Below are 12,417 nucleotides of genomic sequence, written 5' to 3' on the forward strand. Positions count from 1 at the left end.
CCCGCCATAAACGTAAAAAATAAGCCTATACCTCGTATGGCTCACCTGTGGTTTCCTCATATTGTTCCGGTTTAATTCTCCCAGCCGCAACGGTGTTATACACCATTTCTTTTGACCATAATTCTCTATCATAAAAACTTTTGATTATGCTAAACCAATCAGTCATGATGATTCACCGCCTACCGCAAGCAAGTAATAAAGCTCGGCTATTTCCTTCTGCATGATCTCTATTTCAGACGTTAAAGCTTTCCTTTGGTCATCCTTTAAAAGAAGAAGATTTCATATTAATTAGTCGGACAAACGCAAAACCTATATCACCTAACTCACTTAATTATGCTGTCAATACAGTTGCCGATAATCAAAAACTAGAGAAAATTACCGTTCATGGTTTAAGACATACGCATGCGACTATACTGATAAGCAAAAGAATACCAGTCAAAGTAATTGCCTGATCGTCTTGGAAATTCCCCTCAAATGATCAATGACATATATATCCATACTTTCGAAGAATTAGAAATAGAATCAGTTGAAGTTTTTGAAGAGGCTATGAATTTATAATTTGGGGGATGTTTTGGGGGGGATTCTAAAACATTAAATTTCTAACCCTCCCTAATCCCTTTATACCAAAGGTTTTCTTTTTACAATAACTCTATTTGCAATTTACTAATAAAAACGTATAATTTATACTAAGCACAGGAAGACGAAAGACAAAGGAGAGAAAAAATGGACGATTATGCTCATACTAAAGACATAGAACCTACAGCAGAAAACATCGCAAAAGCCATTTATACTGTTAACCGCCATGCTAAAACCGCACCAAATCCCAAGTTTCTTTATCTTTTGAAAAAACGTGCGCTGCAAAAAATATTGCAAGAAGGTAAAGGAAAAAAAGTGGGCCTACATTTCTCTAACAATCCCAAATATAGTCAACAACAGTCAGACGTGCTGATTGAAATTGGAGATTATTATTTTCACCTGCCACCAACCAAAGAAGACTTCGAATTTTTGCCACACTTAGGAAATTTAAATCAATCATATCGCAATCCGAAAGCGAATATGTCATTAAACCGAGCAAAGCACATCCTTCAAACGTATGTCGGTTTAAAAGAAAAACCTGCCGCTACAAAACAAAAATCACATTATACGAAACCCGTCTTTAAACGACTCGGGGAAAGTTATTTTTAAACAGAAAAAAACCACTCAGGCCGAGTGGTTTTTTCTTTAGATAATAAAGTGATCAACCTTTTCAATGAGCTGATGAATTTCTGGTTTACTAATTTGATCATCTGCACCGATTGTTTCTCCTTTATGCCGCAAATCTTCAGTGATTAACGAAGAGAAGATAAGAATCGGAATGGAACCTGTTAAAGGGTTTTCCTTTAGCAGTTTTGTTAATCGATGACCATCCATTTTTGGCATTTCAATATCTGTAATAATCATATCAATTTCGTCAGTCACACTGATTCCTTTGCTGACAAGATCCATGACGTGGTCATATGCCTGTTTGCCATCTTCAAAGGTCACAATGTTTTTATAGCCTGCTTCAGTTAATTCATTCGTTAATAGACGCATGAGAAGCGGAGAATCTTCAACGACATACAGCTTCTTCCCTGTTCTTCTCTCGTCTTTCTCACCGTCAAACATATGATACGTTTCTACTCCAGAAGCGGATTCAATATCATAAATGATTTTTTCGTAATCTGGAAGGAAAATCATTTTCCCATCAAGCTTAATAATGCCTGTTAAATGACGGTCCATGCCTTGATTGAGTGCAGTTGGCTTTTCAATCTCTTCCCAGCTGACGCGGTGAATTTGTGAAACCGTTCCTGTATGGAACACAAATTTCCGTTGGTTGAATTCAGTCACGATATACTTCTCTTGTTCGGACTGATCTGACTCGACATTAAAAAAGGAAAATAGATTGATGACTGGTAAAATCTCGCCTCGTAAACTAATCATACCTTCTACGTCTTGGTGAGAGTGCGGTACAACCGTCACCTCAACTGGCTGAATGATTTCTCTTACTTTCATCACGTTAATGCCGAATTGATTTGAACCAATTTCAAACTTCACAATTTCCAATTCATTTGTACCAGAGTCAAGTAAAATTTCTTGTTTGTTTAAAGCCACGGAAATCCCTCTATTCTTCAATATAAGATTGTACTTTTTATATCGGCAGCATGGGTAAAAAGTTGACGTTTCTTTACGCTTTCTCTCGTACGAATTGATGAATTACAAGTCCTATCGCTGCAAGGATGAGTAAAGACCCTAGTGCAAGACGGCTTGCGAAATTTCCGTGCTCTGCAAATAGCAGTGTGACTGAACCATAAATGATCGGTCCGACAATTGAAGACACCTTCCCTGAAAATGCAAAGAGACCAAAAAATTGTCCTCGTTTTTCCTTAGGTGTTAGCTCAATTATCAATATCCGTGATGCCCCCCAGCTCGCGCCAAGTGAGATCCCAAATAAACTGCCCGCTACCCAGAAAACCCATTCGGTTGAAGCTGTCACAGCTAGGATAAGCGCAACGATTAAAATGACATAAACGACTGTAATCGAGCGCTTTGCCCCAATCGCTTTTGTGATATATCCAAATAGAAAGGAGCCAATGATACTTGAAATCGTGGACACAAGATAAAGCAAAATAAATTGCCCAGCGGTAAAGCCAATGATAATTTTGGCATAAACAGCCATCATCGCAATCGCTGTCTGTAAGGCATCATTCATAAAAAAGAAGGCGATCATAAACATAAAAGCTGGCTTGTATTGCTTCATATCTTTAAACGTGCGAATAATCTCTTTATACCCGCTGAAAAAAGACGCTTTTTTCACTTGCTGTGGCAGCGGATGAGGGTCTTTCACAAAAAAGAGAAAGGGGAGAAAAAAGAGAAAGAATAAAAGAGCTGTTGGGATAAAGGCTTCATGAAACTGGTCATTTCCAACAAGTAAATAAACAGAGAGGCCGACAAGTGTCCCTAAATAGCCGACAGCAATGCTAAATCCAGAAATAAGAGGTATTTCATCCTTTGTCCCAAGGTCAGGTAATATCGTGTCATAAAAAACAAGACTAGAGTGATAGAAAAATTTCGCTATCACAAACAAGGTGACGACCACTAATAAGGAGACTGGCAGCCCAAACCATTCGTTTGAGAAATCAATCCCAGCAAAGATCCCCATCATCAACGTACAAGCAATACAAATCAGGGTGAACACCGTGATGTAGCGCTTTTTTTTCCCTGTACGATCGATTAGCACACCGTATAAAGGCGTAAAAATCACGAGGAAAAAGCTGGCTAGTGCGTTCGCATAAGAAATAAAGGTACTGGCGATCTGGTCCATTCTCGCACTGTCCCCTATCGTTTCCTGCAAATAGAACGGGAAGAAGATGGTGATCATATTTGATGAAAATATCGTATTTGCGAAATCATATAGTGCCCAGGCCAAAACAGGTGCTGTCAAAAACAGCCCGAAGCCTGCCCCTTTTTTCTGAACGGTCTTTTTTCCTGTTCTCACTATATTGTCTCCCTTCCCTGCCTTATTTTTCACTATCAATCTACTTTATGTGACGTTCCCCTCTTCCATACAAGCTATCTATGCAAAAAGCACCCCTTACTATATAGCAGAGGTGCTTTTTTTCATTATTTCTTCACAACAATGGTACTTGCAATCAAATCGTGAAGTGCTTGTTTTTTCTCTGTGAAAAAGGCAATGATGTAGCCAATACATAAGATTGGAGACAAAAAGCCTTTTGCAAAAAAGCGGCCTGTTGCTCTTCCGAATGTCACTTTTTCGCCCGTTACTTTTGTGACTTTGATCCCAAGAGCCATCTTACCAAGAGTTCCTTGCAGTTTTGATGATTCCATAATGGCGTAATAAAGCCATGTCACCACGATACCAATTAAGATCGTTGCTACGTAGAAAAAAATAAGTCCCATAATGACAGCCCATTCTTCATCCGTCATAACGGTTGTGGAATAGTAATAGCTGTCATCGTCTAACATCAATGCTGCCTCTGGGCTTGAGACAAAAAAGAGTGTCCCCAAAATAAACATGATGAAGGAATAAGGAACACCGATAATGACACCGTCCAAAAGGTGTGCAAGAAAACGATAGCCCACTCCTGCTAGCTCAGGATGCTTCTTTTCTTGAATGTGTGGTTCTGTTATGTTTGTTTCCATCCTATTTCTCCTTTATTATGTATGTTTTCTATAAATTTCTTATAATCATTCGTAATTATATCTTATGAATATAGCAAGATCAATGGAGCTTTACACTTTTACATATATTTTAGATCAGTTTGTCCTGAAGGATTTATGTGAATAAATACTGAAAATTTGTGAAAATCATGGCACTTCTAGTTCTTTTACCTCCTGATTTTTTAACATTTTGTGATATTTTTGTCTTGTCTCGATTCTTCTGTTGACAATCGGGCTTCACATGGTACAATAGTCAAGGATTTTTTAAAGAAAGGTGTTCATGATGGGAACTGTCGTACTATTAAAGAACAACGAAATGACTGTGATTGAAGATATTTGCGAAGCTGATTTTTTAGACATGAAGCATGGTTTGTCAAATGAAGACGCAGCTTATATCTCTTGGTATGAAGATTACGATACTGCTTATGGATATTGATTTCATTTCATAGATGAAGCGTAAAAAAAGGCGATACAACCTGTAGGTAGGTTGACCGCCTTTTTTACGTTTGTGAACTTCTTTCACTTTCAGGTTCCACATGAATAAAGATTTGCGCATGCGGAAATTCATGCTGAATCCTCTCTTCAATTCGATCACATAATTGGTGAACATCTTCAATGGTTGTTTTTCCATCCACAATCAAATGGAAATCAATATATTCTTCTGCACCAGACCGTCTTGTTCGAAAATCATGGTATTCAATAAATTCTTGGCTGAATGCTTGAATGATGGCTTCAATTGATTGTTCTTCCTCCGGTGTTAACCGAGCGTCTACAAGTGGAGGGAAGGCTTCCTTCATGAGTTTAAACGCTTCACGCATAATAAAGAGGGCCAGAACCATACCAATGATCGGATCAAGGAAATACCAATCTGTTAATGCCACAAGTAATAAACTAAATGCCACCCCTAATGACGTATAAACATCTGTTAAAAGATGCAGCGCATTCGATTTCATGGCGACAGAATGTACTCGCTCTGCCTCTTTATTCACGACTCTCGATACAACAAAATTGATAAGCGCGCCTAACAGCATGACCACAATGCCAAGAACAGGCAGCTTGACGGGCTCTGGATGCATTAATTTGTGAACACATTCGTATATAATCCAAATGCCAGCAACAAAAATCAACAGGGTCTCAATGGTTCCAGAAATATTTTCGACTTTTCCATGTCCATAAGGATGTTTTGAATCTGCTGGCTTTCTTGAAATACGAACAGAAATAAATGCAATAAAAGATGCCATTAAATCGAGAAAGGAATGAATGGCCTCTGATAAAACAGCAACAGATCCAGTTAACAGCCCTACAATGATTTTTAGGATGACAACAAATGTGTTACTCATCACGGATAGAAACGCTATTTTCGATGTCTTCGCTGATTGTTCCATCTATCGTCCTCCTTCAGGAGATCGTATGTCTGTGAAAGCAAATTCCATGACTTGATTCTCACGTTCTTTCATTTTACGCAGTTTTGACGTTTTCTAATCATCTTCATCACAGCCTGTATTTTCCGAGCTGGTTACGCTATAATAAATGTTGCTCTTTCTTCATATATCACACATGCTGTGATGTATAGGAGAATAGACTACATATAATGATATCCAATGCCCTTCCGCAGGTGACATTTATGCAGTGAATGGTAAAATAGGATAAAAACATAAATTTTTAAGGTGATGAGAAATGGAGCATTTGCTGAATCCAAGAGTAAAGGATATTGAAATTTCAGGCATTCGAACATTTTCAAATCTCGTATCGTCATATGAGGATGTCGTTTCATTGACTATAGGTCAGCCCGATTTTTATACGCCGCATCATGTCAAAACAGCTGCTAAAGCAGCCATTGACGAGAATTTCACCTCATATACTCATAATGCTGGTTTCCTAGAGTTAAGACAAGCGATCCAGCATTACATCAAGAAGAAAGTGAATCTTGATTATGATGCAGCGTCAGAAATCATTGTCACAACAGGTGCAAGTCAAGCAATTGATGCTGCGTTTCGAACCATTTTGACTGAGGGTGATGAGGTCATTTTACCTGGACCTGTTTACCCTGGCTATGAACCGATCATTCGAATGTGTGGCGGGACGCCCGTACATATCGACACAACGAATGCTGGCTTTAAATTAAATGCCAAGCTGATTGAGGATGCATTAACGGAAAAGACAAAGTGTGTTGTCCTCCCTTACCCTTCAAACCCAACAGGTGTCACACTTTCAGATGAAGAATTGAAAGAAATTGCCCAGCTGCTTGAAGGAAAGGACATCTTTATTTTATCCGACGAAATTTATAGTGAGCTGACATTTGATCGCCCGCATCATTCAATTGCCTCTTTCCTAAAGGAACAGACCATTGTGATCAACGGACTGTCAAAATCTCATAGCATGACCGGATGGAGAATTGGCTTTTTATTTGCTTCAGCTCCAATTGCTAAACATGTATTAAAAGTACATCAATATAACGTGTCTTGTGCCTCGGCTATCTCACAAAAGGCGGCACTTGAAGCCGTGACAAATGGTGTGGATGATGCACTCATCATGAGAGAGCAATATAAGAAGAGACTCGATTATGTATATGATCGGCTCATTTCTATGGGGCTTCCGGTCATTAAACCTTCTGGCGCTTTTTATATTTTTCCATCCATTGAATCGTTTGGGATGAGTTCATTTGATTTTTGCATGGAGCTGTTAGAAAGTACAAGACTTGCTGTCGTACCTGGCTCTGCTTTCTCTCCATTAGGCGAGGGGTATGTGCGCCTTTCCTATGCATATTCACTTGAAACGCTGAAAGAAGGACTTGACCGCCTAGAACAATTTATACTTGAAAAACGTTCTATACATTCAACAGACGGATGAAACAACGGCTCTCTTGCCGTTGTTTTTATTTTGCAGGAAACATGATGTGAAACACGGTGCCCTTCTCAGGCTGACTGTCGACACGGATCGTCCCGTTGTGATTTTCTAAAATATTAAATGTCACCATGAGGCCGAGTCCAGTGCCCTTTTCTTTTGTGGTTAAAAAGGGCTCTCCTATTCGCTTCATGACTGATTCAGGAATGCCGACTCCTTCGTCTCTAATGGTGACAAGTATCCCATCTCTTTCTGCCTTGGCCGTAATGTCTACCTTTCCTCCGTCCGGCATGGATTCTACAGCATTTTTGATTAAATTGATAAACACCTGCTTGAGCTGATTTTGATCCCCGTTCATCAGGAGATCCTCCTCAATGTCACTTGTGTTCATTAATATTCCATTTAAGTTGGCCTGTGTTTCTAACAAAGCCGTGACTTCGCTGATGATTTTTTTCAAATCAAGGGTCTGCATCGATGCAGTTTGCTGCGGCTTCGCGAGCATTAACAACTCACTTAATATAATTTCAATCCGGCTCAGCTCAGAGAAAACAATGTCAAAATATTGATCACGATCTTTTGTTTTCGGTTTAATGAGCTGCAAAAAGCCTTTGATGGCCGTCAATGGATTCCTTATTTCATGTGCAATACCCGCCGCCAATTGTCCTGCAATCGATAATTTTTCAGAGCGCAGCATCAGTTCTTCTGTCTGCTTTCGTTCGGATATATCTCTTAAAATAATTTGAACGGCTGTTTCTCCAAAGAATGTTGTTGGGATACAAACCATTTCTGTATAAATCAGCTTGTGCTTAAACGTATGGCAGCTCATCGTGACAATCTCAGAATCTGATGATCTTTCAATAATACGCGACAAGCTCTTTTTGACTTTTTGCTGATCACAAGAATGGATTTGATGAAAGATATCCTTTCCTATTAATTTATCGTAATGTTCGGCTTCAAATAATTTAATGCCCGATTCATTCATAAACACCCATTTATGATCATGGATGACCGCAATCGTATCAATTGAATTTTGGATAAGCAGCTGATACCGCTCTCGGCTTTTTTGAAGGACGGTTTGGAATTTTTTACGGGATGAGATGTCCACTAAGAGCAAAAGCTCTGCCCTCTGATTTTGATAGATTGTAGGCGATGACTTTACTTCAATGTGAATGCTGCTTCCATCTTTCCTCTTCCATTCTTGCTCAATCATTCCGACCGGAAGGCCTTGCTGCAGCCTTGTAATTCGGTTTCTGACAATGTCGTGGTATTCCTCGGCAATAAAATCAAACGCGGACTTGCCGATCATTTCATCTCTTGTGCATACTCCCATTAATTGCAGCATCGCATCGTTCGCATAAACAATTTTCCCAAGCGCCGTAATACATAACGGATTTGGCAGCATGGCAATCAATTTTTCAGCTTCACTGACATTTTGGAAAGCCGGTAGACTGCCTAACGACTGTTCTGACACGTCTGATGTTGTTTGAAATGCTGCTTTTTGAGGCTCAGAGTCCAGCACCCTCATTTTCAGGATCATTTCTCTACCTAATTCGTTGTCTAAACCATCACAAGCAACAAAATCAATGCTTGCTTCAATCCAAACAGCTGTAAGATCACTTCTTAGCAGTCTAAAGTGGCAAATCTCTAGCATGTGCTGATTGTAGAAATAACTTTCGACGAGAAATTGATCTTCGTTATGAACAAAGTCCTTCAAAAAACACCCTAGTACATCCTTTTGTTCATAGAGCAAAAGCTGCTTACAGTTGGAAGAAATGTAGAGAAAGCGGCCATTAGAAGAAAGAACGGCATGTAAATCAATATTCGAATACAGCTGATTCGAATCTTTCATTTTTTGTTCCATCGTCGTCCGACCCTCCTTTTATTTTTTTAGGGTTGTCCTTAGATTGATGTATAAAAAAGATTCGCTAGAAAACCCGTATTTTCCTCCCATAATCGAGTGAAACGTCCATATTTTCAGCAAAAAAGAGCACATTCTCTTGCTGTGCTCTCTGCTGTTTATTGCTTTTCGTATTTTTTTTGTAATTCAACGTACGTATCAACAATTTTACTCGGGATCGTTTTAATGACAGAATCTTTATCTGAGACATAAGGAGTCACGACACTAAAAGCCACCTTTGGATTAGAAGAAGGATAATATCCTCCAAACGTTAAATTGTATGTGGCATTTCCCCACCAGCTGCGGTTGGCGCCATAGTAAAAGGTTTGGGCTGTGCCTGTTTTCCCCGCTACATCATGCTGACCGAACCGGCCAGCGGCAGTTCCGCCTGTTGATGTGACCATTTTCAGCCCCATTTTCACGCGGTCAATATCAGCTTTCGAGTTGTTAATGGTATTCAGCACCTTCGGCTCATATTTTTTCACAACCGGGCCTACTTCTTCCTTATTCGTTGGAAGGTGAACACTTTTCACCACTCTTGGCTGAACACGGTGGCCTCCATTGGCGATTGTCGACATGTATTGTGCGACTTGAAGCGGTGTATACGTGTCATACTGCCCAATTGCTTCATCAAGCAAGAGCCCGCCGACCGTCTTAGGATGCGTCTGCATTCCACTTGATTCCTGCGGCAGGTCGATCCCTGTTTTCACGCCAAGACCGAATTGCGCATAGTAGTTTCTCATTTTTTGTAAGTGCTCAGGTCTTGCTGGTAATGGCCCATTCTTTTGGTAGGTGATACCTGCCATTCTCATCGCCACATGGAACATATAGACGTTTGAACTCTTTTGGAGCGCCCGAAGATCGTTAACCCATCCTAAGTTACTGTAAGACTTTTTCGCCTTTCCTCCACTCCCTGCAAAGTAGAGCGGTGTATCCATATAGGATTGATTGTGTGACATTCCGTCTTGATAACCAGATAGTACAGTGGCTCCTTTTACGACAGAGCCCATCTCATATTGCGTTGTAAAGTTTCCAATGGCATAATCTGTGACATCTCTGCCGTCCATCTTCTTTCCTGACATGGCGAGAATGTCGCCTGTGTTAGGATCCATCATGACAACAAAGGCGCGGTCCATCATATAGTTTCTTGCACTGGCGGATCTAAGCTCTGATTCGACGATCTTGTCGACTTCTTTTTGCAGTTCCATATCAAATGTCAGCGCAAGGTCAAGTCCTCTTCGTCCCTCTGTCCGCTTGATTTCATCAAGCAGCTTCCCGCCAACTTGTGTATATTGAACGGTCGCTTTCTCTGGATTTAGAAAATCCTCGTATTGATATTCTAAATAGCTTTTCCCTACTCGGTCATTTCGCGAGTAGCCTCTTGCCATATAGTAATCTTCACGTTCTTTAATAATCCCTTGCTCTGGTGTGGTCACACCGCCAAGTACATTATAAAGGGTCTTTTCATACGGATATTTTCTTGTCCAGTCATTGATGACATTCACGCCAGGCAGTTCATCAAGGTGCTCTGACACAAGTGAAATTTCTTCGTATGTCAAGCTCTCTGATGATGTCTGTTTTGATTCTTTTGTTTCATCGAGTAAAGCAACTTTTTCGTCCCCTTTTTTCTCTTCGTTTGGGTCCATTGCTTTCACAATTTGAGGCTCAAAGGCATAGCCGCCTGTAAATCTTCGATAGATAGCAGCAACTGCTTTTTCGGTTGCATCGTTTTCAATGGCCTTTACTTCTTTCTTTGGCACACGCTCCACTTGAAGCGGATAGACATCTTTCGCATTGATGTCCTTTTTTTCTGCTTTTGAAATCAGCTTATCGGCTTCTTCCGGGTGGCTGGCCAGCCAGAAATCTCGAATGTCTCGCTCTCTCAAAAAATCAGTATCCATTTTTATATAAGTCGCAAGTTTTCTTGCTACCTTAATCTTATCCTCCGCTTTCACACCGCTTTCTGATGTATAAACGATAGCAGGTACACTTTCGTTATCAACGACGACTCTTCCTCTCGCGTCATACATTTTTCCTCTTGGAGACGGGTATGATGCTGTTTTGACCTCTGTTCGGTTTGCTTGCTTTTTATAATCCTCACCATTGACGATTTGCAGCACACCGAGCTTGATCACAAGTACAGCGAATAAACTAAATACAGCGAAGAAAAAGAGATTAATCCTCCAGGCGTTCCGGCGCTTAATTTTTTTCTGCTCGGCAGCACCTTGATGCTGTTTCTCTCCCACTTATGTAGCTCCTCTCATCCTTTCAATCTTTTACAATTATCACTCATTATTGTAACACTTTTGTAATAGTTGTTACAGCGAAACAAGTGAAAAAAAGCTGTCAATCCCTATTATAAAAAAAAATATACTAACACTTTAAAATATTGGTATGTTTATGTCGTTTTCTTTAAATGGAAGAATTCCCTATCCTTTGATGTGAAGAGGCTCTTTCTATGACTTTAACAAAAATGACAAACACACTTTGTCAATGGAGGATGCTGGTATGTTTATAACAAAAAGTCCATGTTATGATTTTCTGTGAGAAAACAAAACAAAGATTTTAGGAGGAGTTACATGATGAAGAAGAAATCATTCTTTTTTTCAGCGCTAACAGCTGCTGCATTGATCACGTTCACTGGAGGGCATTCAGCTGATGCAAAGGAGCTTAACCTGAAACAAGTCGTACCCGTACAGCATCAAGCCATTGATCTTCATACATTAGCTGCAAAATTACATATCTCATCAGATGTAAACAAGCTAAGCAAATCGAATCAAAAAGAAATCGAAGCTCTATTAAACAAGCTGATCAAAAGTGGTCAACCTGTTACTGGTACAAAAGTAGTGAAAGAAGTAAACAAAGCTAAAAATGAACAAAAACAAGAATCAGTGAAAAAACCAACTGCTTCTAAACCAAGCACTCCAGCAAAACAAAACAATAACAACACAAAAGCTGACCAAAAAGACACAACTGCAACAAAAGCGGACAGCAGCTTAAATGCATTCGAAAAAGAAGTGGTTGAGCTAACAAATAAAGAGCGTGCAAAACAAGGATTAAAGGCACTTTCTGTTGATTCAAAATTAAGCAAATCTGCGCGCGCAAAATCTCAAGATATGAAAGATAAAAACTATTTCTCTCATACAAGCCCAACTTACGGATCTCCTTTTGATCAAATGAAGAAATTCGGTATCACTTACAAAACAGCAGGTGAAAACATTGCCCAAGGTCAAAGATCACCTCAAGAAGTTGTAACAGCATGGATGAACAGTGAAGGTCACAGAGCGAACATTTTAAACAAAAACTATACACATATCGGTGTTGGTTATGTGAAAGCTGGCAACTACTGGACGCAGCAATTCATCGGAAAATAATATGAAAAATCCTGTCCCTCGGAGGGACAGGATTTCAGATTGTTGACAAAAGGCTAAAATGATCTTTATTTTAGCCTTTTGTATTATTTTAAGCGTGATAGAAAA

The 12,417-nt window shown here is 39.7% G+C and carries 12 protein-coding genes; 5 read left to right on the plus strand and 7 right to left on the minus strand.

From position 1 onward, the window contains the following. Positions 1-25: 25 nt before the first annotated feature. Positions 26-166 carry an XkdX family protein gene (locus BA70_RS19790; protein ID WP_078061770.1) on the minus strand — a complete coding sequence of 47 codons (141 nt, stop codon included), beginning with the start codon at positions 164-166 and terminating at the stop codon, positions 26-28. Between the two features lie 145 nt (positions 167-311). Here BA70_RS19790 and BA70_RS20725 point away from each other — a divergent pair, with 145 nt between their 5' ends. Together BA70_RS20725 and BA70_RS18305 are read left to right on the plus strand one after the other, a co-directional pair. Further along, positions 312-452 carry a tyrosine-type recombinase/integrase gene (locus BA70_RS20725; protein WP_239646710.1) on the plus strand — a complete coding sequence of 47 codons (141 nt, stop codon included), beginning with the start codon at positions 312-314 and terminating at the stop codon, positions 450-452. A 271-nt stretch (positions 453-723) separates the two neighbouring features. Continuing rightward, positions 724-1,185, plus strand: a complete 462-nt coding sequence (locus BA70_RS18305) for a YkyB family protein (RefSeq protein WP_034325150.1) — start codon at positions 724-726, stop codon at positions 1,183-1,185. A gap of 36 nt (positions 1,186-1,221) precedes the next feature. Here BA70_RS18305 and BA70_RS18310 read toward each other — a convergent pair whose 3' ends face one another. From BA70_RS18310 to BA70_RS18320, 3 genes are all read right to left on the minus strand, one after another. After that, positions 1,222-2,130, minus strand: coding sequence for a chemotaxis protein (locus BA70_RS18310; protein ID WP_034325151.1), 909 nt, complete (start codon positions 2,128-2,130; stop codon positions 1,222-1,224). A gap of 73 nt (positions 2,131-2,203) precedes the next feature. Beyond that, the gene (locus BA70_RS18315) at positions 2,204-3,514 is read right to left on the minus strand and encodes an MFS transporter (protein WP_034325152.1); all 1,311 of its coding nucleotides are present in this window, start codon (positions 3,512-3,514) and stop codon (positions 2,204-2,206) included. Between the two features lie 125 nt (positions 3,515-3,639). Next, a complete protein-coding gene (locus tag BA70_RS18320) occupies positions 3,640-4,179 on the minus strand; it encodes an RDD family protein (protein WP_034325153.1) in 540 nt (179 codons plus the stop codon). 301 nt (positions 4,180-4,480) lie between these two features. Here BA70_RS18320 and BA70_RS20385 point away from each other — a divergent pair, with 301 nt between their 5' ends. After that, positions 4,481-4,633: a hypothetical protein gene (locus BA70_RS20385; protein ID WP_017367142.1), complete on the plus strand. Its 153-nt coding sequence runs from the start codon at positions 4,481-4,483 to the stop codon at positions 4,631-4,633. A 64-nt stretch (positions 4,634-4,697) separates the two neighbouring features. Here the strand turns inward: BA70_RS20385 and BA70_RS18325 are convergent, their stop codons facing one another. Further along, complete coding sequence (locus BA70_RS18325) at positions 4,698-5,582, minus strand: cation diffusion facilitator family transporter (RefSeq protein ID WP_034325154.1); 885 nt, start codon at positions 5,580-5,582, stop codon at positions 4,698-4,700. A 292-nt stretch (positions 5,583-5,874) separates the two neighbouring features. Between BA70_RS18325 and BA70_RS18330 the strand changes: the two genes are divergently transcribed. Further along, positions 5,875-7,047 carry an aminotransferase A gene (locus BA70_RS18330; protein ID WP_034325155.1) on the plus strand — a complete coding sequence of 391 codons (1,173 nt, stop codon included), beginning with the start codon at positions 5,875-5,877 and terminating at the stop codon, positions 7,045-7,047. Positions 7,048-7,072: 25 nt separating this feature from the next. Here the strand turns inward: BA70_RS18330 and BA70_RS18335 are convergent, their stop codons facing one another. Together BA70_RS18335 and BA70_RS18340 are read right to left on the minus strand one after the other, a co-directional pair. Continuing rightward, on the minus strand, positions 7,073-8,902 hold the full coding sequence (locus tag BA70_RS18335; protein WP_034325156.1) for a PAS domain-containing sensor histidine kinase: 1,830 nt from the start codon (positions 8,900-8,902) through the stop codon (positions 7,073-7,075). Positions 8,903-9,057: 155 nt separating this feature from the next. After that, positions 9,058-11,184, minus strand: coding sequence for a peptidoglycan D,D-transpeptidase FtsI family protein (locus BA70_RS18340; RefSeq protein ID WP_034325157.1), 2,127 nt, complete (start codon positions 11,182-11,184; stop codon positions 9,058-9,060). A 336-nt stretch (positions 11,185-11,520) separates the two neighbouring features. Between BA70_RS18340 and BA70_RS18345 the strand changes: the two genes are divergently transcribed. Then, positions 11,521-12,312, plus strand: a complete 792-nt coding sequence (locus BA70_RS18345; protein ID WP_034325158.1) for a CAP domain-containing protein — start codon at positions 11,521-11,523, stop codon at positions 12,310-12,312. Positions 12,313-12,417: the final 105 nt, after the last annotated feature.

The sequence above is a fragment of the Bacillus zhangzhouensis genome (assembly GCF_000715205.1).
GTDB lineage: Bacteria > Bacillota > Bacilli > Bacillales > Bacillaceae > Bacillus > Bacillus zhangzhouensis.